The following is a 24,677-nucleotide window of genomic DNA, read 5'->3' as shown; positions in this document are numbered from 1 at the left end:
GCCCCCAACCATCCCTCATTGCTGCCCGGCAACAAAATCATTACACTAGCGCCGTGCTCAACGGGGTGCTGCGCGGAACGCGTGTGCTGAGAAAATACCCGTCGAACCTGATCCGGATAACGCCGGCGAAGGGATTTGAGGCTACCGCTCAAGTCCTTTGCCACTCTCTTTTATTGAGGTGCAAAGTGTTAAAAAAATGTCTGCCGTTCCTGCTGCTGATTGCCGCGCCCGCCTTTGCCAAACCCGTTCTTACCGTTTACACCTACGACTCCTTTGCCGCTGACTGGGGTCCAGGCCCGAAAGTCAAAAAGGCCTTTGAAGCGGACTGTAACTGCGAGCTGAAGCTGGTGGCGCTGGAAGATGGCGTCTCGCTGCTCAACCGTCTGCGCATGGAAGGCAAAAACAGCAAAGCCGACGTGGTGCTGGGGCTGGATAACAACCTGCTGGAAGCGGCCACGCAAACTAAACTGTTCGCCAAAAGCGGCATCCCGAATGATGCAGTGAACGTGCCGGGCGGCTGGAAAAACGATACCTTCGTACCGTTTGATTACGGCTATTTCGCCTTCGTCTATGACAAAAATAAACTGAAAAACCCGCCGAAAAGCCTGAAAGAACTGGTTGAAAGCGACCAGAAATGGCGTGTGATCTACCAGGATCCGCGCACCAGCACGCCGGGCCTCGGCCTGCTGCTGTGGATGCAAAAAGTCTATGGCGATAAGACGCCGGACGCCTGGCAAAAACTCGCCGCGAAAACCGTCACCGTCACCAAAGGCTGGAGCGAGGCTTACGGCCTGTTCCTGAAAGGCGAAAGCGACCTGGTGCTGAGCTACACCACCTCCCCGGCGTATCACGCCATTGAAGAGAAGAAAGACAACTACGCCGCGGCGGGCTTCAGCGAAGGGCACTATTTGCAGGTGGAAGTTGCCGCCCGCACCGCTGCCAGCAAGCAGCCGGAACTGGCGGAGAAGTTCCTGAAATTTATGGTGACGCCGGCGTTCCAGAACACCATCGCTACCGGCAACTGGATGTATCCGGTGACCAGCGTGGCGCTGCCCGCGGGCTTTGACCAGCTGGTGAAACCGGCCACCACGCTGGAATACTCCCCGCAGGATGTTGCCGCGAAGCGTGCCGACTGGATCAGTGCATGGCAACGCGCCGTCAGCCGTTAATTCCCGGCTGGCTGCTGCCCGGTGCCGCCGCAGCCACGCTGATGGTGGCGGTGGCGCTGGCGGCTTTTTTTGCGCTGTGGATGAATGCGCCAGTAACGGACGTTGCCGCGCTGTTGCAGGACAGCTACCTGTGGCACGTGGTGCGCTTCTCGTTCTGGCAGGCGTTTTTGTCTGCCCTGCTGTCGGTAGCCCCGGCAATTTCCCTGTCCCGTGCCCTGTACCGCCGCCGCTTTCCTGGGCGGCAAATGCTGTTACGCCTGTGCGCCATGACGCTGATTTTGCCGGTGCTGGTGGCGGTGTTCGGCATTCTCAGCGTCTATGGTCGTCAGGGCTGGCTGGCGCAGATTTTCGGATCGCACTGGACGTTTTCGCCTTACGGCCTGCAGGGGATCCTGCTGGCCCACGTCTTCTTTAACCTGCCGATGGCGACTCGCCTGCTGTTACAGGCACTGGAGCAGATCCCCGGCGAGCAGCGCCAGCTTGCCGCCCAGCTCGGGATGCGCGGCTGGGCGTTTTTCCGCTTTGTTGAATGGCCCTGGCTGCGGCGGCAAATTCCGCCGGTGGCGGCGCTGATCTTTATGCTCTGCTTCGCCAGCTTTGCCACCGTGCTGTCGCTGGGCGGTGGACCACAGGCCACCACCATTGAGCTGGCGATTTATCAGGCGCTGAGTTACGACTTTGAACCAGGCCGCGCGGCGCTGCTGGCGCTGGTGCAGATGATCTGCTGTCTCGGGCTGGTGCTGTTAAGCCAGCGGCTGAGCAAAGCCATTGCCGTCGGTTCAAATCACATCACCGGCTGGCGCGATCCGCAGGACAGCCTGTTGCGCCGCCTCGCCGATGGCACGCTGATCGTGCTCGCCCTGTTGCTGTTGCTGCCGCCGCTGATTGCCGTGATGGTGGAAGGGCTGAATCGTAGCCTGTTGGATGTGCTGGCGCAGCCGGTGCTGTGGCAGGCGACCTGGACCTCGCTGCGCATCGCACTGTGCGCCGGGGTGCTGTGTGTGATCCTGACCATGATGCTGCTGTGGAGCAGCCGCGAACTGCGCGCCCGCCAGCAGCCCTTCGCCGGGCAGGCGCTGGAGCTGTCCGGTATGTTGATCCTCGCGATGCCCGGCATCGTGCTGGCGACTGGCTTCTTTTTACTGCTTAACAACGCCACCGGCCTGCCGGACTCCGCTGACGGCATCGTGATTTTTACTAACGCGCTGATGGCCATCCCCTATGCGCTGAAAGTGCTGGACAACCCGATGCGCGATGTCGCCGCCCGTTACAGGCTGCTGTGCCAGTCTCTGGGCATGGCGGGGCTGCAACGTCTGCGGGTGGTGGAGCTGCGCGCGCTGAAACGTCCGCTGGCGCAGGCGCTGGCGTTTGCCTGTGTGCTGTCGATTGGCGATTTTGGCGTCGTGGCGCTGTTCGGCAATGACGATTTCCGCACGCTGCCGTTCTACCTTTATCAGCAAATCGGCGCTTATCGCAGCCAGGACGGGGCGGTGACGGCGCTGCTGCTGCTGGCGCTGTGCTTTATCCTGTTCACCGTGATTGAAAAACTACCGGGTCGCCATGCTAAAACTGACTGATACCACCTGGCTTTACCATCACCTGCCCATGCGCTTTACGCTGAATATCGAGCGGGGTGAACAGGTGGCGATCCTCGGGCCGAGCGGCGCGGGGAAAAGCACGCTGCTCAATCTCATCGCCGGATTTTTACAGCCGGACAGCGGCACTATTGTGCTGGAAAACGAGGATCACACCCGCACGCCGCCGTCGCGCCGCCCGGTGTCGATGCTGTTCCAGGAAAACAATCTGTTCACTCACCTGACGGTGCGGCAGAACATTGGTCTCGGACTGCATCCCGGCTTAAAACTTAACGACGCCCAGCGCGCCTCTCTCACGGCCATTGCCGCGCAGATGGGGCTGGGATCGCTGCTCGATCGTCTGCCAGATCAGCTCTCCGGCGGGCAACGTCAGCGCGTGGCGCTGGCGCGCTGTCTGGTGCGCGAACAGCCGGTATTGCTGCTTGATGAGCCGTTTTCCGCCCTGGATCCGGCGCTGCGTCAGGAGATGCTGGCGCTGGTTAACGAGGTGTGTCAGCGCCAGAACCTGACGCTGCTGATGGTGTCGCACAGTGTGGAAGATGCGCTGCGCATCGCCCCGCGCTCGCTGGTGATCGCCGACGGGCGCATTGCCTGGGACGGCAGCACGCAGGCGCTGGTGAGCGGGCAGTCGCCCGCCTCGGCCTTACTGGGGATCGCCGCACCGTAACTCTGCCATGAGCCACGACGCAACATTTTTTATTCATAAGTGAAGAATTAACTCCATTTTATTTAAAAAACTGGAGTTAAAAATTCATTGCGTGATCGCCTTCATGCTTTTCTTCCGCGCCCTTTTCCATAATGCCGCCGCCGCACTTGTGGAGCCAAACACTCAGGAGGAAAAATGATAAAGGGATTTAACGCCAGCGCGGCACTCGACAGGCTGGCTTACTGGGCAGGCAGAATGGCGGCGCAGCGCCATCTCACGGCGATCAGGGAAGGATTTATTTTTCTGATGCCGCTGATCATAGCCGCCTCGTTTTTTGTACTCATCAATAATGTGGTACTGAATGAAAAAGCCGGGCTGATGGGACTGCTCGGTATAAAAGCCGACTGGCTTGTTCCCGCCAGAGAAATTGGTATACGCATTTACAATGGCACGCTCAATATTCTGACGCTACTCGCAACAGCGATGATAGCGTGGCGCATGGCGCTCGCGCGTGAACAGGCGGGAGCTATTCATGCGGTCTTCGCGCTGGCCTGTCTGGTGATCTTTTTCCCCCTTGAGCAGACGTTGCAGATGGCGGATCAAATCGTTCGGGTTCCCGGCCTTATCGCCGCCAGCGAAACCGCCGCCAGCGGCCTGTTTGTCGGCATTATCATCGCCCTGATAAGCAGCGAACTGTTGACGCTGGCGCAGCGCAGTCGCTATCTGGCGATCCGCATGCCTGACAGCGTTCCACCCGCTGTAGCCAGCTCTTTTAACGTTATTCTTCCCATGTTGTTGCTGCTCACCCTGTTTGGCCTGCTGGCAGTGTTAATTGAAGTATGTTTCGGCACTAACCTGCACCATCTGGTGAACGAGGTTGTGCAGGCGCCGCTGCAAAACGCATTACAAAGTCTGCATGGCGTGCTCGGCCTGCTGTTCAGCATGAATATGCTGTGGTTTTTCGGCATCCATGGCGTATCGATCATGATGCCGATCACCGAGCCAACGCTGCTGGTGGCGATCCAGGAAAACGCCGCCGCGCTTCAGCAGGGCGCTGTTCCGCCACACATTGTCACCAAACCTTTTATTGACGCTTTCGGATATATGGGCGGCGGCGGGCAGACCATCGGATTGGTTATCGCCATGCTCATCGCCTCGCGCCGGGAAGATCACCGGACCATCACCCGGCTTTCCGGCGTGCCGTCGTTGTTCAACATCAATGAGCCGATGATTTTTGGCATCCCGATTATCTTTAATCCGCTGCTGCTGGTGCCCTTTATTCTGACGCCGCTCCTGAGCGTCGGCATCGCCTGGTTCGCCACCGCGCTTGAGCTGATCGATAAAACCACCGTGCTGATCCCCTGGACCACGCCGCCAGTGCTCTCCGCATTTCTCGCCACGGGCGGGGACTGGCGCGCCGCGCTGCTGGCCCTGCTGTTGCTGATACTTTCGGTGTTGATCTATCTGCCTTTCGTGCTGGCGCTGAATCGCCAGAAACAAGCGGAACAAGGAGCATAACGGATGAAAATTGTCTGTCTGCCGCTGGATGCCCGCCCCTATAACTACGATTTTCTACAGTCGCTGGCGGCGATGGATAGCCAGCTGACGCTAGTGATGCCGCCGCGTGATTTGCTCGGTTTCCGCAAAACACCCGCCCACTTTGCCGCGCTCACCGCGTTTATCGAGGCGCATATGGCTGGTGCCGATGCGCTGATCCTGTCGCTGGATATGCTGATTTACGGCGGCCTGCTGCCTGCGCGTACGCATCATTTAACGCCAGAGGCGCTGCACGCGCGCCTTGACTGGCTGCGTCAGCTCCATCAGCGTTATCCGGCAGTAGAAATCTCCGCCTCCTCGCTGATCCTGCGTACCCCCGCCTATGATTCCGCCGAAGAAGAGCCGGATTATTATGCGCACTGTGGCCGGGCCATCTGGCAGTACGGCATTTACCGCGACCGCGACGCACAGGGTCTGCTGACGGCGGAAGAACAGCTGGAGTATCAGCGTCTGGCGGCAGAGCTGGACAGCGCAGCAAGAACGGATTTCGAACAGCGTCGGCAGCACAATATCGCCGTCACGCAGGCCGCGTTGGAGCTGGTTACTGATGGTGTGCTGGCGTGTCTGCTGATCCCACAGGATGACGCCTCGCCCTTTGGCTATACCGCCATGGATCAGCGCCAGCTTTACCGGGCTATCGCCGCGAATCGCCTGCAGGATCGCGTCTGGCTGCACCCCGGCACCGACGAATCAGGTTGTACCTTACTGACCCGGGCCTGGCTTACACGGCAACCAACGCGGCTGAAATTTGCGGTCTGCTGGTCGAATCAGGCTTTTCGGCAATTTGTGCCTGAGTATGAAGATCGACCTTTTGAAGAGAGCCTGCTCTCCCACAGCCGCGCCTGCGGTATTGCCCTTTGTGATGATCCGGCAAATGCGGACGCGCTGCTGGGCATCAACGGCTGCGGCGAGGTGATGCAGGAGGGCTGGATGCAGCAGAACAATAAAGCGCTCTCTTATTACCGTAACCGCAGCCTTACCGCCTTTTGCGACACGCTGGCTTCATGGATTGGTGGCAAACCGGTCGGCATTGCCGATGTCGCTTTCAGCAACGGCGGCGAGCGGGAGTTAATTGAAATGCTGGATCACCATCGCCTGCTGGATCGCCTCAGCGCCTATGCAGGCTGGAACACTGCCTGTAATACGCTGGGCACCGTACTGGCCGCCCTCGCCTTCGCCTGTCGCGGCGACCGCCCGCAGCAGGCACGCAATTTTATGCTGGAACGTCTGGTGTCGGACTGGGCTTATCAGAGCGAAGTGCGATTTGCGGTACAGGAAACCGTGCTGCCTGCGCTGGGCGCCAGCTATGCGCAGTTCGGCAAACACGAAGCGGCTATTCTGGCAACCATTGCCACGCGCGTTAAACAATGCTGGCAGCAGACGCTGCACAACAGTTTTTCTGGCCAGCAGCTCGTCATCGACGAGGTTCGCGCGCCCTTCAAACGGATGAGCGGCCTGGCTTTTACCGTCTCTTTAAAACCCCCATCATCGCCCAGCCGTGATTAAAGGATGTTTATGTCGATCAGTGCGTTAATTAAAATGCATCACAACCAACTCACCCGCACCGAGCAGCGGCTGGCGGATTATATTCTGGCCCATCAGCAGCAGGTGATCATGCGCAATATCGCGAGCCTTGCCAGCGCAACGCAGCTGGGCGAAGCGACGATCGTGCGCTTTTGCCGCAAGATTGGCCTGGCAGGTTTTGCGGCGCTGAAAAGAGAACTGACCGCAGAACAGCTCCAGTCGCTACAACCGCTGCCTCAAAGCGACAGTCCCGCCGAACAGCCCTCATTACTGGACGTGGCGCGTCGGCTGCATCAGCTTAATCAGGCATCGCTGGACGAAACCCTGGCGCTGCAAAGCAACGCTACCCTGGAGCAGGCGGCGACTTTGCTGCTCGGTGCCAGCCAGATCAATGTGTACGGTATCGGCATGTCGGGCATCAGCGCGCTGGAGGCAAAGTATCGCTTTATGCGCATCGGCATGCGAATTGACGCGCATACGGATAACCATACGATGCTGCTGAATTCTGCGCTGGTGGGCAAGCAGGATCTGGTAATAGGCATCAGCCATACCGGAGAAACGCGCGATCTGGTCGATGCTTTTCAGAACGCAAAGCAGAATGGCGCTAGCACGCTGGCAATCACCCGCTATTTGCATTCACCTTTAACGTCCTTTGCTGATGTCACGTTATTAACTGGAGGGTCGCAGAATCGCTATGAAAGCGATGCGTCTATGATCAAAGCATCGCAAACCTGGCTTATTGATTTGCTGTTTAATATGGCGATCTTTATTAATCAGGGACGATCGATTGATAATTTACTGGAAGTGATGAAGCGGATAGAAAAAAACGGGCCGCCTGAGCGACCCGTTTCTTAACAACAACGATTACAGCAGTGCTTTTGCCTGGCTTACCACATTGTCGACCGTGAAGCCGAACGCTTCAAACAGCTGCTCTGCCGGGGCAGATTCACCGAAGGTGGTCATGCCGACGATAGCGCCGTTCAGGCCCACGTATTTGTACCAATAGTCGGCGATACCCGCTTCTACTGCCACGCGCGCAGASACAGCTTTCGGCAGCACGGATTCGCGGTAAGCGGCATCCTGTTTGTCGAACGCATCGGTAGACGGCATGGAGACCACGCGGGCTTTGATGCCTTCGGCAGTCAGTTTTTCCCATGCGCCTACAGCCAGCTCCACTTCGGAACCGGTGGCAATGAAAATCACCTGCGGCTGGCCGTCGCTGTCTTTCAGCACATAACCACCACGGGCGATGTCTGCCAGCTGCTGCTCGGTACGATCCTGTTGCGCCAGGTTCTGACGGGAGAGGATCAGCGCGGTCGGGCCATCGTGACGCTCAACGCCATATTTCCACGCCACCGCGGATTCAACCTGATCGCACGGACGCCAGGTGCTCATGTTCGGGGTGACGCGCAGGGAAGCGATTTGCTCGACCGGCTGGTGCGTCGGGCCGTCTTCGCCCAGACCGATGGAGTCGTGGGTGTAAACCATCACCTGACGCTGTTTCATCAGCGCTGCCATACGCACCGCGTTACGGGCGTATTCCACAAACATCAGGAAGGTGGAGGTGTACGGCACGAAACCGCCGTGCAGGGCGATACCGTTGGCAATGGCGGTCATACCGAATTCGCGCACGCCGTAATGGATGTAGTTACCTGCGGCGTCTTCGTTAATCGCTTTCGAGCCGGACCAGATGGTCAGGTTGCTTGGCGCCAGGTCAGCAGAACCGCCGAGGAATTCCGGCAGCCACGGGCCGAAGGCTTCAATCGCATTCTGGGACGCTTTACGGCTGGCGATTTTCGCCGGGTTTGCCTGCAGTTTGGCAATGAATTCATTCGCTTTCGCGGCGAAATCTTCCGGCATTTCACCTTTCATACGGCGGGTGAACTCTGCCGCTTCCTGCGGGAAGGCTTTCGCGTAGGCCGCGAACTTCTCGTTCCAGGCGTTTTCTTTCGCCGCGCCCATTTCTTTCGCATCCCACTGCGCATAAATGTCAGACGGGATTTCAAAAGCAGCATGTTTCCAGCCCAGCTGTTCGCGGGTCAGCGCCACTTCCGCGTCGCCCAGCGGCGCGCCGTGGGAGTCGTGAGTACCGGCTTTGTTCGGGGAACCGAAACCAATGATGGTTTTGCACATCAGCAGGGATGGTTTGTCGGTTACGGATTTAGCTTCTTCGATGGCGCGTTTGATCGCGTCAGCATCGTGACCGTCCACACCACGCACCACGTGCCAGCCGTAGGCTTCAAAACGTGCTGCGGTGTCGTCGGTGAACCAGCCTTCTACGTGGCCGTCGATAGAGATGCCGTTGTCATCATAGAACGCCACCAGTTTGCCGAGGCCGAGGGTACCGGCAAGGGAGCACACTTCGTGGGAGATGCCTTCCATCATGCAGCCATCGCCCATGAAGGCGTAGGTGAAGTGGTCGACGATGTCGTGGCCCGGACGGTTAAACTGCGCCGCGAGGGTTTTCTCAGCGATAGCCATACCCACTGCGTTAGCAATACCCTGACCCAGCGGGCCGGTGGTGGTTTCCACACCGGCGGTGTAGCCCACTTCCGGGTGACCCGGGGTCTTGGAGTGCAGCTGGCGGAAGTTTTTCAGCTCTTCAATCGGCAGATCGTAGCCGGTGAGGTGCAGCAGGCTGTAAATCAGCATGGAGCCGTGGCCGTTGGACAGCACGAAGCGGTCACGATCGGCCCAGGCCGGGTTCTGCGGATTATGGTTCAGGAAATCGCGCCACAGGACTTCGGCGATGTCTGCCATGCCCATCGGGGCGCCCGGGTGACCGGACTTGGCTTTCTGTACTGCGTCCATGCTCAGCGCACGAATAGCGTTGGCAAGCTCTTTACGTGAGGACATTTTGACTCCAGATCGGACTGTTAAAGGCCATGCCCTGGCGACTTGACTACAGCGCGGAATGGGCTACGCCGGAAAAAAGTGACAACAATGTAACCCAAGCGGCAACTCATGTACATGGAGCATCCTTTTGCCGCTTCAGAAATCTCTGGATCACGCTCGCAAGTTGCGCAAACGCTCGCCGCCCTCCGGTTCTATTCTTTATACTCAGCGCAACTGCCCGCTTCGTTCAGGCGCGGCGACTATCAAAACATGCATTAATCATTGCGGAAGATAAGACATGAAGATTCGCACAGCATTGCTTGCTCTGGGTGTGGCAACGGCGTTGACCGGCTGCCAGAACATGGATTCTAACGGCCTGATGAGCTCCGGCGCGGAAGCGTTCCAGGCCTACTCATTAAGCGATCAGCAGGTGATTGCATTAAGCGATGAAGCCTGTAAAGAGATGGACAGCAAAGCGACGATCTCCCCGGCCAGCAGCGCTTACAGCCAGCGTCTGGCGAAAATCGCCAACGCGCTGGGCGACAACATCAACGGCCAGGCCGTGAACTACAAGGTCTATGAGACGAAAGATGTGAACGCCTTTGCGATGGCGAACGGCTGCATCCGCGTATACAGCGGCCTGATGGATATGATGAACGATAACGAAGTGGAAGCGGTGATCGGCCATGAAATGGGTCACGTGGCGCTTGGTCATGTGAAGCGCGGCATGCAGGTGGCGCTGGGTACCAACGCGGTGCGCGTGGCGGCGGCGTCTGCCGGTGGCGTAGTGGGTAGTCTGTCGCAGTCGCAGCTTGGCGATCTGGGTGAAAAACTGGTCAATTCCCAGTTCTCTCAACGCCAGGAATCCGAAGCGGATGACTACTCTTACGATCTGTTGCGCAAACGCGGCATCAGCCCGGCCGGTCTGGCGACCAGCTTTGAGAAGCTCTCTAAACTGGAAGCAGGCCGTCAAAGCTCAATGTTTGACGACCATCCGGCTTCCGAAGCGCGTGCGCAGCATATTCGCGATCGCATGGCGGCAGACGGCATCAAATAAATCTGTTCGGGCGTAATTGGCGAAGCCAGTCTGGGTCAGGCCAGCGCGCAGCCACCGGAGCGTACACGTAGTACGTGAGGATGGCGAGCACTGCCCTGGCCCATAATGGCGAGTAAAATAGCCCGATTACTCGCCTTTTTTGGCGGCCTGGATGTACAACATCTCCAGTGCCAGCGTCGCGGCGGCCAGCGCCGTGATCTCAGACTGATCGTAAGCCGGTGCTACTTCCACCACGTCCATACCCACGATATTCAGATCTTTCAGGCCGCGCACCAGTTTAATGGCGCGATCGGAGGTCAGCCCGCCAATGACCGGCGTGCCGGTGCCCGGTGCGAACGCCGGATCCAGACAGTCGATATCAAAGCTCAGATAAACCGGCATGTCGCCCACAATCTGCTTCACCTGGGCGAGAATGTCGTCCACGCTGCGATCGTTTACCTGGCAGGCATCCAGCACGGTAAAGCCGTTGTCTTTGTCGAACTCGGTACGGATACCAATCTGCACGGAGTGGTGCGGATCGATCAGGCCTTCTTTCGGCGCGGTGTAGAACATGGTGCCGTGGTCGAACTCGCAGCCGTTCGCGTAGGTGTCGGTGTGGGCATCGAAATGCACCAGCGCCATTTTGCCGAAGTGTTTCGCGTGGGCGCGCAGCAGCGGCAGCGTGACGAAGTGGTCGCCGCCGAAGGAGAGCATACGCTTACCGGCCGCCAGCAGTTTTTCCGCGTGGGCCTGTAATTTTTCGCTCATTTCACGCGCATCGCCGAAGGCGTACACCAGATCGCCACAGTCGACAACGTTCAGGCGCTCGCGCATGTCGAAGTTCCACGGGAAGCGGTTGTGTTCCCAGGCGAGGTTGGTGGACACCTGACGGATTGCGCCCGGCCCATGACGGCTACCGGCACGGCCGGAGGTCGCCATATCAAAAGGTACACCGGTGATCACCCAGTCAGCATCACTGTCATACGGCTGGAAATTCATCGGAAGGCGTAAAAAACCAAAGGCGTTAGATACCAGAGAGTTATCGTACTGATGACCTAAGGTGCTCATGTCTGTGACCTCTTTCGTAAAGTCGATATAAAAAAAATCCCCTCCGCGTCGTTAAACCCGACGAGAAAGGGATTAGGGGCGAAGCGGGAGTCGATTACTCGTCTTCCAGGTAGGTATACCCGTACAGTCCGGCTTCAAATTCTTCGAGGAACTGCTGTTGCAGATCCGTATCCAGATCGGTTTGTTTCACCTGATCGCGGAAATGCGTTAACAGCGTTTTTGGATCCAGCTGCACGTATTCCAGCATATCGGCCACGGTATCGCCTTCGTCAGACAGCTCGACTTCCACGCTGCCATCCGGGAAGACAAACACGTCCACCGCTTCGGTGTCACCGAACAGGTTATGCATGTTGCCGAGAATTTCCTGATACGCGCCCACCATAAAGAAGCCCAGCGGCGGCGGGTTTTCCGGATCGTACTGCGGCATCGGCATGGTGGTGGCAATACCATCGCCATCCACATAGTGATCGATAGCGCCATCCGAGTCACAGGTAATATCCAGCAGCACCGCACGACGCTCCGGCACCTGGTTCAGCCCTTCCAGCGGCATCACCGGGAACAGCTGATCGATACCCCAGGCATCCGGCATCGACTGGAACAGCGAGAAGTTGACGTAAATTTTATCCGCCATACGTTCCTGCAGCTCATCGATAATCGGGCGATGGGCGCGATTGCTCGGATCCAGCTGCTTCTGCACTTCGTGGCACATGCTCAGGTAGAGCTGTTCCGCCCAGGCGCGATCCTGTAAGGAGTAAGCACCGGAGGAGTAGCCGACGTGAATGTCGTGCAGATCCATCTGGCTGTCGTGCAGCCATTCGCGCAGGGAGCGACGGGTACCCGGCTGGTGCATTTCGCCCCAGGTTTCCCACATACTTTGCAGCGCGCGCGGCGCGTCTTCGGACGGCGCGGTCGGCTCGGTGTATTCGTTACGCTCCACGCCGATGATGTTGGACACCAGCACGGTATGGTGCGCGGTCACGGCGCGGCCAGACTCGGTGATCACCGTCGGATGCGGCAGGCCGTGCTCTTCGCAGGCATCGCCAATCGCCCAGATAATGTTGTTGGCGTATTCGTTCAGGCCGTAGTTAACGGAGCAGTCGGACTGCGAGCGCGTGCCTTCATAGTCCACGCCCAGGCCGCCGCCCACGTCGAAGCACTGGATGTTCACGCCCAGCTTGTGCAGCTCAACGTAGAAACGGGCGGATTCACGCACGCCGTTGGCGATATCGCGAATGTTCGCCATCTGCGAGCCGAGGTGGAAGTGCAGCAGCTGGATGCTGTCCAGACGACCGCGTTCACGCAGAATTTCCACCAGTTGCAGCACCTGGGTGGCAGCCAGGCCGAATTTGGATTTTTCACCGCCGGAGGACTGCCATTTACCGGAGCCCTGCGATGCCAGACGCGCACGCACGCCAAGGCGCGGGATGACGTTCAGACGTTCGGCTTCGTCCAGCACGATGGCGATCTCGGACATCTTCTCGATCACCAGATAGACCTTGTGGCCCATCTTTTCGCCGATCAGCGCCAGGCGGATGTATTCACGGTCTTTATAACCGTTACAGACGATCACGCTGCGGGTCATGCCGGCATGGGCCAGCACCGCCATCAGTTCCGCTTTGGAACCGGCTTCCAGACCCAGGGGTTCACCGGAGTGGATCAGGGACTCAATAACGCGACGATGCTGGTTAACCTTAATCGGGTAGACCAGGAAGTAGTCGCCATTGTAGCCATAGGATTCGCGCGCACGTTTAAAGGCGGCGTTGATTGAACGCAGACGGTGCTGCAGGATCTGCGGGAAGCAGAACAGTGCAGGCAGACGCTGCCCCTGCGCTTCACGCGCTTTTACCAGTTCAGCAAGATCAACGCGCGCTTGCGGTACGTCAGGATCCGGGCAAACGCTGATATGACCCAGTTCGTTGACGTCGTAGTAGTTATTGCCCCACCAGGCAATATTATAGGTGCGCAGCATTTTGCTGGCTTCCTGGGAGCTCATGGCTACCTCCTGCATGGAACGTAGTACACCCTGTTCGCCTGCTGACGAAGGGGATGGCGAAGACATGTCGTCAGACATAGCGAACCTCAAACATAGTTGAAAGTGTATACCCTGTGAAATTCGGCTTACCGCAAGTCGGAATTACCCTTGCCGCACGAAAGACCGTGGATATAAAACAGTTGACTACTATCGCAGCGTAACACAGCGATAACAACCCATAAACAGACAGAGTGGCCAGCAGACTATGCTGGTACGCCGACTGCGCGACCGGTTTCTTGTTCATATCATTTTAAAACACGTATCCGAACCAGATTATGACGGTTCAGCGAAACCACGAGAAAACCCCTGATCAACAGGAGCGCCCTTGTTCAGGTATTACAGGGCCTTACCGGCTCTGGAGTCCTGAGAAGCGCCGAGATGGGTTAAACATCGGCAGGATTGCAATGAAGATATGCAGGTAGCGGGAGTCAGATGCCCGGCCGGACGGCATGGCAGATCTAGCGGTAAACAACGGTTCATTATCTGGTATCACCTCCACGCCAACCGGGGTCTGGTCAGCGATAAGCCCAAGCGAATTTAACTGCTCAACCCGGCTGGAAGTGGCGACACGAAACGTTGTCGTGCGCTTTTTTATACCCTGGCGCAAAGCGCCGCAAGGGATAAGCCGCGTGCGGCGTTTTATACCGTCAAAGGGGGCAAAAAGCAAAATAAAAAAGCAGGCTTTGCAGGCATATAAGTAAAATTCGCCGTTGGGCTGCCATCAAGAATGCGACGAATCTCAAAAAAGGCTGGAAATGGGCTCAAGAATTGACCTAAAATAGCCGTCCAGATGTTAATCCATCTATACAGATTAACACTTAGACTTCCTGTGTCATTAACCTGCATGCCGCATCGACGGCCCCGGCACAGAGTTTGAGCTTATACCATTACCCCAGGGTGACTTAGAACATGGCAAAACACCTTTTTACATCAGAGTCTGTCTCAGAAGGACATCCTGATAAAATCGCTGACCAGATTTCCGATGCCGTACTGGACGCGATCCTCGAACAGGATCCGAAAGCGCGCGTCGCCTGCGAAACTTATGTGAAAACCGGGATGGTTCTGGTGGGTGGCGAAATCACCACCAGTGCATGGGTCGACATCGAAGAAATCACCCGTAAAACCGTGCGTGACATCGGTTATGTCCATTCTGATATGGGGTTTGACGCCAACTCCTGCGCCGTGCTGAGCGCGATTGGTAAACAGTCTCCGGACATCAACCAGGGCGTTGACCGTGCCGATCCGCTGGAACAGGGCGCTGGCGACCAGGGCCTGATGTTTGGTTACGCGACCAACGAAACCGACGTGCTGATGCCAGCGCCAATCACCTACGCTCACCGTCTGGTGCAGCGTCAGGCAGAAGTGCGTAAAAACGGCACCCTGCCGTGGCTGCGTCCTGACGCGAAAAGCCAGGTGACCTTCCAGTACGACAACGGCAAAATTGTCGGTATCGATGCCGTGGTGCTTTCCACGCAGCATGCTGAAGATATCGATCAGAAAGCCCTGCAGGAAGGCGTGATGGAAGAGATCATCAAGCCGGTTCTGCCACAGGAGTGGCTGAACGAATCCACTAAATTCTTCATCAACCCGACCGGCCGTTTCGTTATCGGCGGCCCGATGGGCGACTGCGGCCTGACCGGTCGTAAGATCATCGTTGATACCTACGGCGGCATGGCGCGTCACGGCGGCGGCGCTTTCTCCGGTAAAGATCCATCGAAAGTGGACCGCTCTGCGGCCTACGCGGCGCGTTACGTTGCGAAAAACATCGTGGCGGCGGGTCTGGCGGATCGCTGTGAAATCCAGGTCTCCTACGCGATTGGCGTGGCTGAACCGACTTCCATCATGGTGGAAACCTTCGGCACCGAGAAAATCGCTACCGAACAGCTGACCCTGCTGGTGCGCGAGTTCTTCGATCTGCGTCCGTACGGCCTGATCCAGATGCTGGATCTGCTGCACCCGATCTACAAAGAAACCGCGGCATACGGTCACTTTGGTCGTGAACATTTCCCATGGGAAAAAACCGACAAAGCCGCCGTGCTGCGTGACGCTGCCGGCCTGAAATAATCTGCTGACAGTCGCGTAATAAAGGCCAGCCCTGTGCTGGCCTTTTGCTTTTTTACGCTTTTTCCTGGCCCATCCGCCTGCCGAGCGGTCTATACTTTATGTGCCCCATTTCATCTTTTTCTGAAAGCGATTACATCACCGTTGACCTGCCATCCCCTGCCCTGTTGCGCTTTTTCAGCCATTTTTAACCTCCTGTTACATCATGCTTCGGTTTAATCTGAATGTACTTTCACATGAGATTTGCAAAACTATAATAATCTATTGATAAATTTAATTAATTTAACAATGAGTCTTGCAGGCGGGGTGTAACCGATTACACTAGCGTGATTTACATCACACAAAACAATAGCTTGCTCACCTAACCTTTACGTCGATAAATGTGTGACTTAACCGGAGGCGATATGCCTGATAATAAAAAAAAGGGGCGTTCTAACAAGGCAATGACGTTTTTTGTCTGTTTCCTCGCCGCACTGGCCGGACTGCTGTTTGGCCTTGATATTGGTGTGATCGCAGGGGCCCTGCCCTTCATTACCGATGAGTTTAAAATTAGCCCGCACACGCAGGAATGGGTGGTGAGTTCCATGATGTTCGGTGCCGCCGTGGGCGCTGTGGGTAGCGGCTGGCTGTCTTTCCGTCTCGGGCGTAAAAAGAGCCTGATGATCGGTGCGGTGCTGTTTGTGATCGGTTCGCTGTTCTCAGCCGCCGCGCCAAACGTCGAAGTACTGATCCTCTCGCGTGTGCTGCTCGGCCTTGCGGTCGGCGTGGCCTCTTATACCGCCCCGCTGTATCTGTCTGAAATCGCGCCGGAAAAAATTCGCGGCAGCATGATTTCCATGTACCAGCTGATGATCACCATAGGTATTCTCGGTGCCTATCTTTCTGACACCGCGTTCAGCTACAGCGGCGCATGGCGCTGGATGCTGGGCGTGATCATCATCCCGGCTATTCTGCTGCTGATTGGCGTGTTTTTCCTGCCGGACAGCCCGCGCTGGTACGCCGCTAAACGCCGCTTCCATGATGCCGAGCGYGTGCTGCTGCGTCTGCGCGACACCAGCGCCGAAGCGAAAAACGAACTGGATGAGATCCGTGAAAGCCTGCAGGTTAAGCAGAGCGGCTGGGCGCTGTTTAAAGAGAACAGCAACTTCCGCCGCGCCGTATTCCTCGGCATTCTGTTACAGGTGATGCAACAGTTCACCGGTATGAACGTGATCATGTATTACGCGCCGAAAATCTTTGAACTGGCGGGTTACTCCAACACTACCGAGCAGATGTGGGGCACCGTTATTGTGGGTGTGACCAACGTGCTGGCGACCTTTATCGCCATCGGTCTGGTGGATCGCTGGGGCCGTAAACCGACGCTGACGCTGGGCTTCCTGGTGATGGCGGTCGGCATGGGCGTACTGGGTACCATGATGCATGTGGGTATTGATACCCCGACCGAACAGTATGTGGCTGTCGGTATGCTGCTGATGTTCATCGTTGGTTTTGCGATGAGTGCTGGCCCGCTGATCTGGGTACTGTGTTCTGAGATCCAGCCGTTGAAAGGCCGCGATTTCGGTATCACCTGCTCTACCGCCACCAACTGGATCGCCAACATGATCGTCGGTGCGACCTTCCTGACCATGCTCAACACGCTGGGCAACGCCAACACCTTCTGGGTATACGCGGGCCTGAACCTGTTCTTCATCGTGCTGACCCTCTGGCTGGTGCCGGAAACCAAGCATGTGTCGCTGGAGCATATCGAGCGTAACCTGATGAAAGGCCGCAAACTCCGCGAGATTGGCTCTCACGACTGATTGTTCGCCTCAGGGCGTTGCCACCCGGCAACGCCCTTCTTGCACTTCTTTTTTCACCGCACTATTCTCTGCCGTTATGAAAACCACCCGCCTCCCCATCGCCATCCAACAGGCCGTTATGCGCAGCCTGCGCGACAACCTCGCCCTCGCGAATCAGAAACTCAACCGCGCCTATCCGGAGCCTGCGCTGGTGTATCAGCAACGGGGAACCGCCGCCGGTACTGCGTGGCTGGAAAGCTATGAGATCCGCCTGAATGCCGTGCTGCTGATGGAAAATCAGCAGGCTTTTATTGATGAGGTGGTACCCCATGAACTGGCGCATCTGCTGGTGTGGAAGCACTTTGGACGCGTGCCGCCGCACGGTAAAGAGTGGAAATGGATGATGGAAAGCGTGCTTGGCGTTCCGGCGCGCCGCACTCATCAATTTGAGCTGGCGTCCGTACGCCGCAATACCTTCCCTTACCGTTGCCCCTGCCAGCAGCATCAGCTGACGGTGCGCCGCCACAACAAGATCCTGCGCGGCGAAGCCGTGTATCGCTGCGTGCACTGCGGCGAGCCGCTGGTGGCGGAGGCCTGATTTTCGGAACTTTTATGCTCTGACTGATTGCATCTGACAACCGCTTTCGCTAGGGTGCGGACACACTCAGATATGGAGCAGGCTATGTCCCGCAAACTTGCTTTTGCTGCCCTTTTACTGGCTGGCAGCCTTTCCTTTCCCGGTATTGCCGGGAGTATCAACAATTTCTCGCAGGCGAAAGCGGCCAGCGTCAAAGTGAACGCCGATGCGCCCGGCGATTTTTACTGCGGCTGCAAAATTACCTGGCAGGGTAAAAAAGGCGTCGTCGATCTGGCGTCCTGCGGCTATAAAGTGCGTAAAAACGAAAACCGCGCCAGCCGTATCGAATGGGAGCATGTGGTGCCCGCCTGGCAGTTCGGCCATCAGCGCCAGTGCTGGCAGGACGGCGGCCGCAAAAATTGCAGCAAAGATCCGGTCTATCGCCAGATGGAAAGCGATATGCATAACCTGCAACCTTCCGTCGGCGAAGTGAACGGCGATCGCGGCAACTTCATGTACAGCCAGTGGAACGGCGGCGAAGGCCAGTACGGTCAGTGCCCGATGAAAGTCGATTTCAAAGCGAAGCTGGCGGAGCCGCCTGCCCGCGCCAGAGGCGCTATCGCGCGTACGTATTTCTACATGCGTGACCAGTATCAGCTCTCTTTGTCCCGTCAGCAGACGCAGCTTTTCACCGCGTGGGATAAACTCTATCCGGTGACCAGCTGGGAGTGTGAGCGCGACCGCCGTATCGCCGCCGTGCAGGGGCATCACAACCCTTACGTGCTGCGCGCTTGTCAGGCACAAAAGAGCTAACTTAAACTGGCGCGTATTATTGAGCGATTAAACGGAAGTACTAGCATGCGTAAACCCCGCATTTATCACCCGGGATCTTTAACTGTCGGTCAGCAGGTGGCGCTGAACGATGACGCCGCCAACCATGTGGGGCGCGTACTGCGTATGACCGCTGGTCAGCAGGTGCAGTTGTTTGACGGCAGCAATCAGGTTTTTGACGCCGAAATCCTCCGCGCGGATAAAAAAAGCGTCGAGGTCAGCGTTCTGTCCGGGGAAACCGACGATCGTGAATCGCCGCTGCATATTCATCTGGGCCAGGTGATGTCCCGCGGCGAAAAAATGGAATTCACCATCCAGAAATCGATCGAACTGGGGGTAAGCCTCATTACGCCACTTTTTTCTGAGCGCTGCGGCGTTAAACTGGATGCTGAACGCCTGAACAAGAAGATCCAGCAGTGGCAGAAAATCGCCATCGCTGCCTGTGAACAGTGTGGTCGCAATGTGGTCCCGGAAATCCGTCCGGCGATGGATCTGGAAGCCTGGTGCGCCGAGCCTGACGACGGCATCAAGCTGAATTTGCATCCGCGCGCCAGCGCCAGCATCAACACACTGCCGTTGCCGGTGAGCCGTATTCGCCTGCTGATCGGCCCGGAAGGCGGTTTATCTGCCGATGAAATCGCCATGACCGCACGCTATCAGTTTACTGATATTCTGTTGGGTCCACGTGTTTTGCGCACTGAAACGACCGCGCTCACCGCAATTACTGCACTGCAAGTACGCTTCGGCGATTTGGGGTAACGGAGAAAAAGAATGATTAAGCTCGGCATCGTGATGGATCCCATCGCAGACATTAACATCAAGAAAGATTCCAGCTTCGCTATGCTGCTGGAAGCGCAACGTCGCGGCTACGAGCTGCACTATATGGAAATGGCCGATCTTTACCTGACTAACGGTGAAGCCCGCGCCCGCACGCGTCTGCTCTCCGTCGAGCAAAACTACGATAAATGGTACGAATTCGGCAGCGAGCAGGATATTGACCTCGCCTCGCTTAACGTCGTGCTGATGCGTAAAGATCCGCCGTTCGACACCGAATTTATTTACGCCACTTATATCCTTGAACGCGCCGAAGAGAAAGGCACGCTGATCGTCAATAAGCCGCAGAGCCTGCGCGACTGTAACGAGAAGCTGTTCACCGCCTGGTTTGCCGATCTGACCCCGGAAACCCTGGTCACCCGCAACAAGGCGCAGCTGAAAGCGTTCTGGGAAAAGCATCACGACATCATTTTAAAACCGCTGGATGGCATGGGCGGCACTTCGATTTTTCGCGTGAAAGAGGGCGATCCTAACCTGCCGGTGATCGCTGAAACCCTGACTGAGCTGGGCAGCCGCTACTGCATGGCGCAAAACTATCTGCCCGCCATCAAAGACGGCGACAAGCGCGTGCTGGTAGTGGATGGCGAACCTGTGCCTTACTGCCTGGCGCGTATTCCGCAGGGCGGCGAAACCCGTGGCAATCTGGCCGCCGGTGGCCGTGGCGAACCGCGTCCGCTCAGCGACAGCGACTGGGATATCGCCCGCCGCGTCGCCCCGACGCTGAAAGCCAAAGGGCTGATTTTTGTTGGTCTCGACATCATTGGTGACCGTCTGACCGAAATCAACGTCACCAGCCCGACCTGCATTCGTGAAATCGAAGCCGTCTTCCCGATCTCCATCACCGGGATGCTGATGGACGCCATCGAAAAGCGTCTTGGTCAGTAATCCGCTCTGACGATCCGGCGGGAGGGAACCCGCCAGTGTCTGACTAGTGACAGCACGCTGCTTTCCCCGCATACTGGACGCTTGCTGCTTTTTTGAACCGGAAACAGAACCTTGACAATGAATTTACAGCATCACTTTCTGATTGCCATGCCTGCTCTCCAGGATCCCATCTTCCGTCGTGCTGTTGTCTACATTTGCGAGTACAACGATGAAGGTGCGATGGGGATCATCATCAATAAGCCGCTGGAAAACCTCAAGGTTGAGGGTGTGCTTGAGAAACTTAAAATTCAGCCTGAATCGCGCAACCCGGCGATCCGCCTGGATAAACCAGTATTCCTCGGCGGCCCGCTGGCGGAAGATCGCGGCTTTATTCTGCATACGCCGCCCGCCAAATTCGCCTCCAGCATCCGCATTTCCGATAACACGGTGATCACCACCTCCCGGGACGTGCTGGAAACCTTAGGCACCGATGACCAGCCGACGGACGTGCTGGTGGCGCTGGGCTACGCCTCCTGGGAGAAAGGCCAGCTGGAGCAGGAGATCCTCGACAACGCCTGGCTGACCGCCCCGGCCGATCAGAATATCCTCTTTAAAACGCCGATTGCCGACCGCTGGCGCGAGGCGGCAAAACTTATCGGCATTGATATTTCAACCATGCCTGGCGTGGCGGGGCATGCCTGATGAGCGGCACTTTACTGGCGTTTGATTTCGGTACCAAAAGCATCGGCGTGGCCATCGGCCAGCGTATCACCGGCACCGCCCGGCCACTGACTGCCATCAAAGCGCAGGACGGCACGCCGGACTGGAAGCTGATTGAAAAGCTGCTCAAAGAGTGGCAGCCGGATGCAGTGGTGGTGGGCCTGCCGTTAAATATGGACGGCACCGAACAGCCGCTGACCGCCCGCGCGCGCAACTTTGCCAATAAGATCCACGGCCGTTTCGGCGTGAAGATCCAGTTACACGATGAGCGTCTGAGCACCGTGGAAGCCCGTTCAGGGCTGTTTGAACACGGCGGCTTTCGCTCGCTCACCAAAGGCAACGTCGATTCTGCTTCGGCGGTGATCATCCTCGAAAGCTATTTCGAACAACATCTTTGATCCCCCCTTCCCCGTCACGCATGAGCGCTGTCGGGGACGATTCCCTCGATCGTCCTCACACTTTACGGCCCTGCTTTTTGCATTTCCGATAGTGTATCTATAAAAGAAACAGTGTAGCCCGATTTGGCGCTCACTCTTTTTGCGTTAGCTGGATACAGAGCTGGTTTAGCGCGTCCAGCCGGGCGGTAACTTGTTTGTCGTCAGGCTGCCACATCCCGGCAAACGCCAGCGCCGCCGAGTGAAAACCGAGCGGGCGGGCCATTGAGACTTCGCCGTCATCGTGATGCCAGATCACGCGTCCGTGCGCGCGCTGTTGCGCCACATGGGGACCGAGCTGCTGCCACTGTTCCGGGGAAAAACGCGCAATCAGCGCCTCGTCGCTTTCCGCCGCCAGCAGCGACATGCCGATGACCGATTGCCAGGCGGGCAGCATATGAAAACCCGCCAGCGCCTGGCTGCCCTGTCTGTCGGGACTGGAGTGATAGATATAAATCACCTGATCCTCCCAGAGCACGCCCAGCGCCACCACGATGTCTTTCGGGGCATGGCGCTCCAGCAACGGCAGCGCCTGGGAAAAGAGCGCTGAACCACGGATGGCCTGCGCCGCCAGCGCGTGGATGCCGGGACCGGGGAGATAACGCCGCTGTTCGTCCTGCATCGTCAGGCCAATGGACGCCATGGTCATCAGCAGACGGTTAACGCGGGTGGTATTGATACCCATCAGACGCGCCAGTTCGCGACAACCGATGGCCCGGCCGCTGGAGACGAGGTATTGCAGACAGCGAATGCCGTCAATCAGGCTTTGATTCGGTTGAGACGACATGAGCGGCCCCCATTCCATTTTTGCGTTCTGAACGTCGATTTTACCGCCAGTACAGAAGGAAACAAGATAATGAAAATCTTTCCCCAGCGCGATGCGAGAACCTTCCCTACGGTGCAGCTGAAAACCGACCTGCTGGTGGCCGGCGGCGGGCTTGCCGGACTCTGCGCGGCGCTGGCCGCCGCGCGCGACGGCTTGCAGGTGGTGCTGATCCAGGACAGGCCGGTGCTGGGAGGTAATGCCTCCAGCGAAGTACGGCTGTGGGCTAACGGCGCGACCTCGCATATGGGCAACAATAACCGCTGGTCGCGGGAAGGCGGCATCATGGGCGAGATCCTCGAAGAAAACCTCTGGTGCAACAAAGAGGGCAACCCGGTGATGTTCGACCTGGTGCTGCTGGATCTGGCGAAAAGCCAGCCGGGGCTGACGCCGCTGCTTAATACTGCGGTGTTTGAAGTGGAGGCGTATCAGCAGTGTATTCATCAGGTCAAAGCCTTTAACCCGATCAACGAGACCTTTTATGAGGTCGCCGCCAGCCAGTTTTGCGATGCCACCGGTGATGGCGTGCTCGGCTATCTGGCGGGCGCGGAGTACCGCGAAGGCGCGGAAGAGATGGCGGAGCTGGGTGAAAAAATGGCCCCCGGCGACAACTTTGGCCATAAACTCGGACACTCGATCTATTTCTATACCAAACAAACTGACGGCCCGGTGCAGTTTGTTCCGCCATCTTTCGCGCTGCCTGATATTACCGCTATCCCGCGCTATAAGCGGCTGACCTCGACGCTGAACGGCTGCGATCTGTGGTGGCTGGAATGGGGCGGACGGCTCGACACCGTGCACGAAAGCGAAGCCATCAAATGGGAACTGTGGAAAATCGTCTGGGGCGTCTGGGATCATATTAAAAACTCCGGCCAGTTCCCGGAAGCGGCCAACATGACCATTGAATGGGTGGGCGCGATCCCCGGCAAGCGCGAGAGCCGCCGGTTTGTGGGCGACCATCTGCTGTGCCAGCATGACATTATTGAGCAGCGTGACCACTACGACGCCGTGGCCTACGGCGGCTGGTCGATTGATTTGCATCCGGCTGACGGGGTGTACAGCACTCACGACGGCTGCCGACAATTTCACAGTAAAGGCACCTATACCATTCCTTATCGCAGCCTTTACAGTCGCTCGCTGGATAACCTGTTCTTAACCGGGCGCCTGATCTCCGCCACCCACGTCGCCTTTGGCAGTGCGCGGGTGATGTGCACCTGCGGCTTGCTGGGCGAAGTGGTGGGCCGCGCCGCCGCGCTGTGCCACCAGCAGGGATTTACTCCGCGCCAGCTCGCTGATCGTGAAAACATTGGCGCGCTCCAGCAGCATTTGCAGGCCACCGGCTGTTATATCCCGCGCCAGCAGTTGATCGACCCGGCGGCAGGCGCCAGCGTGAGCGCCAGCAGTGAATACCCGCTCAGCCAGCTGCCGTCCAACGGCGCCTGGCAGTCGCTCTCCGCCAGCATGGCGCTGCTGCTGCCGATCAAAGCCGGGGCGTCGCTGCCGGAACTCACCTTTACCCTGCGCGCCGGTCAGCGCCGGACGGTGAACGTAACGCTGATGGGCAGCGCCCGCTCCGGCAACTTTACGCCGGAACTGCATTATGACCAGTGCGTGCTGCATGTCGCTGGTGAAGGCGAGCATTGCTGCGCCTTCCGCTGGCAGAGCGATCGCGATCAGTATGTTTTCGTCGCCTTTGACGCGCAGGATGACGTGGAGATCGCGCTCACCGACACGGCACTGCCGGGCATAATGACGGTCTTTAACAGCCTGAATGCCCGCGTCGCGAAGCAAACCCGCCAGGTCGCCGACGGCGATTACGGTGTCGATGAGTTCGACTTCTGGCTACCGCGCCGCCGTCCACATCAGGTGATGCCCGCCCTGCGACTGGATCCGCCGCTGCGCTGTTTCAGCCCGGATAACCTGCTTAACGGGCGGCTGCGCCCGGAACAGTACAGCAACGGCTGGGTGCCCGACGCGCAGGATCCTGCGCCCCAGGTGACCTGGCAGTGGCCCGCGCCGCATACTTTCCGGCATCTGACGCTGGTGCAGGATCATGACTTTGATAACGCTATGGAGACGGTACAGATGGGCCATCATCAGGCCGTGACGCCGCACTGCATCACCCATTATCGTCTGTGGGCCGATGAGCGGTTGCTTGCCGAGGTGCGCAACAATCACCGCTCCGTCTGTGAACACCATTTTGAGACGCCGCAAACCGCCACGCGCATCCGTCTGGAGATCGTCGCCACCGCCGGGGCGCTGCCCGCCGTTTACTCCCTGAACGTGCGCTGAT

Annotated in this window: 21 protein-coding genes and 1 riboswitch; of the genes, 16 read left to right on the top strand and 5 right to left on the bottom strand. The window is 57.8% G+C overall.

Annotated features, from left to right (window positions below; translation table 11 throughout):
- Positions 1 to 51 precede the first annotated feature (51 nt).
- Positions 52 to 152, top strand: a riboswitch (TPP riboswitch).
- A 33-nt stretch (positions 153 to 185) separates the two neighbouring features.
- From thiB to QRD42_RS08235, 6 genes are all read left to right on the top strand, one after another.
- Positions 186 to 1,169 (top strand): thiamine ABC transporter substrate binding subunit, encoded by a 984-nt coding sequence (gene thiB, locus QRD42_RS08260; protein WP_318363851.1) that lies wholly within the window; start codon positions 186 to 188, stop codon positions 1,167 to 1,169.
- The gene (gene thiP, locus QRD42_RS08255; protein WP_321988604.1) at positions 1,145 to 2,746 is read left to right on the top strand and encodes a thiamine/thiamine pyrophosphate ABC transporter permease ThiP; all 1,602 of its coding nucleotides are present in this window, start codon (positions 1,145 to 1,147) and stop codon (positions 2,744 to 2,746) included. The genes thiB and thiP overlap by 25 nt, the downstream gene beginning before the upstream one ends.
- Positions 2,730 to 3,431, top strand: a complete 702-nt coding sequence (thiQ, locus tag QRD42_RS08250) for a thiamine ABC transporter ATP-binding protein ThiQ (protein ID WP_321988603.1) — start codon at positions 2,730 to 2,732, stop codon at positions 3,429 to 3,431. Before thiP ends, thiQ begins: the two co-directional genes overlap by 17 nt.
- Before the next feature lie 174 nt (positions 3,432 to 3,605).
- Positions 3,606 to 4,928 (top strand): PTS sugar transporter subunit IIC, encoded by a 1,323-nt coding sequence (locus QRD42_RS08245; RefSeq protein ID WP_321988602.1) that lies wholly within the window; start codon positions 3,606 to 3,608, stop codon positions 4,926 to 4,928.
- A 3-nt stretch (positions 4,929 to 4,931) separates the two neighbouring features.
- Positions 4,932 to 6,473: a DUF4127 family protein gene (locus QRD42_RS08240; protein WP_321988601.1), complete on the top strand. Its 1,542-nt coding sequence runs from the start codon at positions 4,932 to 4,934 to the stop codon at positions 6,471 to 6,473.
- Between the two features lie 9 nt (positions 6,474 to 6,482).
- On the top strand, positions 6,483 to 7,346 hold the full coding sequence (locus QRD42_RS08235) for a MurR/RpiR family transcriptional regulator (protein ID WP_158684883.1): 864 nt from the start codon (positions 6,483 to 6,485) through the stop codon (positions 7,344 to 7,346).
- 9 nt (positions 7,347 to 7,355) lie between these two features.
- Here the strand turns inward: QRD42_RS08235 and tkt are convergent, their stop codons facing one another.
- Positions 7,356 to 9,347 (bottom strand): transketolase, encoded by a 1,992-nt coding sequence (gene tkt, locus QRD42_RS08230; RefSeq protein WP_321988600.1) that lies wholly within the window; start codon positions 9,345 to 9,347, stop codon positions 7,356 to 7,358.
- Positions 9,348 to 9,624: 277 nt separating this feature from the next.
- On the opposite strand from tkt, the gene QRD42_RS08225 reads away from it, so the two are divergent.
- Positions 9,625 to 10,383, top strand: a complete 759-nt coding sequence (locus tag QRD42_RS08225) for a M48 family metallopeptidase (RefSeq protein WP_072570549.1) — start codon at positions 9,625 to 9,627, stop codon at positions 10,381 to 10,383.
- A 126-nt stretch (positions 10,384 to 10,509) separates the two neighbouring features.
- Here QRD42_RS08225 and speB read toward each other — a convergent pair whose 3' ends face one another.
- The 3 genes from speB to yqgB form a co-directional block, all read right to left on the bottom strand.
- The gene (gene speB, locus QRD42_RS08220; RefSeq protein ID WP_072570548.1) at positions 10,510 to 11,430 is read right to left on the bottom strand and encodes an agmatinase; all 921 of its coding nucleotides are present in this window, start codon (positions 11,428 to 11,430) and stop codon (positions 10,510 to 10,512) included.
- Positions 11,431 to 11,524: 94 nt separating this feature from the next.
- Positions 11,525 to 13,501, bottom strand: a complete 1,977-nt coding sequence (gene speA, locus QRD42_RS08215) for a biosynthetic arginine decarboxylase (protein WP_072570546.1) — start codon at positions 13,499 to 13,501, stop codon at positions 11,525 to 11,527.
- Positions 13,494 to 13,706 (bottom strand): acid stress response protein YqgB, encoded by a 213-nt coding sequence (gene yqgB, locus QRD42_RS19600; protein WP_415877735.1) that lies wholly within the window; start codon positions 13,704 to 13,706, stop codon positions 13,494 to 13,496. Before yqgB ends, speA begins: the two co-directional genes overlap by 8 nt.
- Positions 13,707 to 14,371: 665 nt before the next feature.
- Between yqgB and metK the strand changes: the two genes are divergently transcribed.
- The 8 genes from metK (at position 14,372) to ruvX (ending at position 21,525) form a co-directional block, all read left to right on the top strand.
- Positions 14,372 to 15,526 carry a methionine adenosyltransferase gene (gene metK, locus QRD42_RS08205; RefSeq protein WP_072570542.1) on the top strand — a complete coding sequence of 385 codons (1,155 nt, stop codon included), beginning with the start codon at positions 14,372 to 14,374 and terminating at the stop codon, positions 15,524 to 15,526.
- A 401-nt stretch (positions 15,527 to 15,927) separates the two neighbouring features.
- Positions 15,928 to 17,322, top strand: a complete 1,395-nt coding sequence (locus QRD42_RS08200; protein WP_321988599.1) for a sugar porter family MFS transporter — start codon at positions 15,928 to 15,930, stop codon at positions 17,320 to 17,322.
- Between the two features lie 76 nt (positions 17,323 to 17,398).
- Positions 17,399 to 17,899, top strand: a complete 501-nt coding sequence (locus QRD42_RS08195) for a SprT family zinc-dependent metalloprotease (protein ID WP_318376916.1) — start codon at positions 17,399 to 17,401, stop codon at positions 17,897 to 17,899.
- Positions 17,900 to 17,983: 84 nt separating this feature from the next.
- Positions 17,984 to 18,691, top strand: a complete 708-nt coding sequence (gene endA / locus QRD42_RS08190) for a deoxyribonuclease I (RefSeq protein WP_321988598.1) — start codon at positions 17,984 to 17,986, stop codon at positions 18,689 to 18,691.
- A gap of 45 nt (positions 18,692 to 18,736) precedes the next feature.
- Positions 18,737 to 19,468 carry a 16S rRNA (uracil(1498)-N(3))-methyltransferase gene (rsmE, locus tag QRD42_RS08185; RefSeq protein WP_072570535.1) on the top strand — a complete coding sequence of 244 codons (732 nt, stop codon included), beginning with the start codon at positions 18,737 to 18,739 and terminating at the stop codon, positions 19,466 to 19,468.
- A gap of 12 nt (positions 19,469 to 19,480) precedes the next feature.
- On the top strand, positions 19,481 to 20,428 hold the full coding sequence (gene gshB, locus QRD42_RS08180) for a glutathione synthase (RefSeq protein ID WP_072570533.1): 948 nt from the start codon (positions 19,481 to 19,483) through the stop codon (positions 20,426 to 20,428).
- 117 nt (positions 20,429 to 20,545) lie between these two features.
- Positions 20,546 to 21,109, top strand: coding sequence for a YqgE/AlgH family protein (locus tag QRD42_RS08175; protein WP_072570532.1), 564 nt, complete (start codon positions 20,546 to 20,548; stop codon positions 21,107 to 21,109).
- Positions 21,109 to 21,525, top strand: coding sequence for a Holliday junction resolvase RuvX (ruvX, locus tag QRD42_RS08170; RefSeq protein WP_072570530.1), 417 nt, complete (start codon positions 21,109 to 21,111; stop codon positions 21,523 to 21,525). Before QRD42_RS08175 ends, ruvX begins: the two co-directional genes overlap by 1 nt.
- Before the next feature lie 130 nt (positions 21,526 to 21,655).
- Here ruvX and QRD42_RS08165 read toward each other — a convergent pair whose 3' ends face one another.
- On the bottom strand, positions 21,656 to 22,348 hold the full coding sequence (locus tag QRD42_RS08165; RefSeq protein WP_321988597.1) for an IclR family transcriptional regulator: 693 nt from the start codon (positions 22,346 to 22,348) through the stop codon (positions 21,656 to 21,658).
- 69 nt (positions 22,349 to 22,417) lie between these two features.
- Between QRD42_RS08165 and QRD42_RS08160 the strand changes: the two genes are divergently transcribed.
- Positions 22,418 to 24,676: an FAD-dependent oxidoreductase gene (locus tag QRD42_RS08160; protein WP_321988596.1), complete on the top strand. Its 2,259-nt coding sequence runs from the start codon at positions 22,418 to 22,420 to the stop codon at positions 24,674 to 24,676.
- Position 24,677: the final 1 nt, after the last annotated feature.

Origin of the sequence: Enterobacter sp. PGRG2 (genome assembly GCF_030291195.1) — a bacterium.
Lineage (GTDB): Bacteria > Pseudomonadota > Gammaproteobacteria > Enterobacterales > Enterobacteriaceae > Enterobacter_D.
Note: the sequence above shows the minus strand (reverse complement) of the source record. Positions and strands in the feature narration are given on the sequence as shown.

Excerpts from the sequence above, each read along its gene's own strand:
- thiP (WP_321988604.1), top strand. The coding sequence starts at position 1,145 with ATGGCAACGCGCCGTCAGCCGTTAATTCCCGGCTGGCTGCTGCCCGGT.
- thiQ (WP_321988603.1), top strand. The coding sequence starts at position 2,730 with ATGCTAAAACTGACTGATACCACCTGGCTTTACCATCACCTGCCCATG.
- QRD42_RS08245 (WP_321988602.1), top strand. The coding sequence starts at position 3,606 with ATGATAAAGGGATTTAACGCCAGCGCGGCACTCGACAGGCTGGCTTAC.
- QRD42_RS08240 (WP_321988601.1), top strand. The coding sequence starts at position 4,932 with ATGAAAATTGTCTGTCTGCCGCTGGATGCCCGCCCCTATAACTACGAT.
- QRD42_RS08235 (WP_158684883.1), top strand. The coding sequence starts at position 6,483 with ATGTCGATCAGTGCGTTAATTAAAATGCATCACAACCAACTCACCCGC.
- QRD42_RS08225 (WP_072570549.1), top strand. The coding sequence starts at position 9,625 with ATGAAGATTCGCACAGCATTGCTTGCTCTGGGTGTGGCAACGGCGTTG.
- speB (WP_072570548.1), bottom strand. The coding sequence starts at position 11,430 with ATGAGCACCTTAGGTCATCAGTACGATAACTCTCTGGTATCTAACGCC.
- speA (WP_072570546.1), bottom strand. The coding sequence starts at position 13,501 with ATGTCTGACGACATGTCTTCGCCATCCCCTTCGTCAGCAGGCGAACAG.
- yqgB (WP_415877735.1), bottom strand. The coding sequence starts at position 13,706 with ATGAACAAGAAACCGGTCGCGCAGTCGGCGTACCAGCATAGTCTGCTG.
- metK (WP_072570542.1), top strand. The coding sequence starts at position 14,372 with ATGGCAAAACACCTTTTTACATCAGAGTCTGTCTCAGAAGGACATCCT.
- QRD42_RS08195 (WP_318376916.1), top strand. The coding sequence starts at position 17,399 with ATGAAAACCACCCGCCTCCCCATCGCCATCCAACAGGCCGTTATGCGC.
- endA (WP_321988598.1), top strand. The coding sequence starts at position 17,984 with ATGTCCCGCAAACTTGCTTTTGCTGCCCTTTTACTGGCTGGCAGCCTT.
- rsmE (WP_072570535.1), top strand. The coding sequence starts at position 18,737 with ATGCGTAAACCCCGCATTTATCACCCGGGATCTTTAACTGTCGGTCAG.
- gshB (WP_072570533.1), top strand. The coding sequence starts at position 19,481 with ATGATTAAGCTCGGCATCGTGATGGATCCCATCGCAGACATTAACATC.
- QRD42_RS08175 (WP_072570532.1), top strand. The coding sequence starts at position 20,546 with ATGAATTTACAGCATCACTTTCTGATTGCCATGCCTGCTCTCCAGGAT.
- ruvX (WP_072570530.1), top strand. The coding sequence starts at position 21,109 with ATGAGCGGCACTTTACTGGCGTTTGATTTCGGTACCAAAAGCATCGGC.
- QRD42_RS08165 (WP_321988597.1), bottom strand. The coding sequence starts at position 22,348 with ATGTCGTCTCAACCGAATCAAAGCCTGATTGACGGCATTCGCTGTCTG.
- QRD42_RS08160 (WP_321988596.1), top strand. The coding sequence starts at position 22,418 with ATGAAAATCTTTCCCCAGCGCGATGCGAGAACCTTCCCTACGGTGCAG.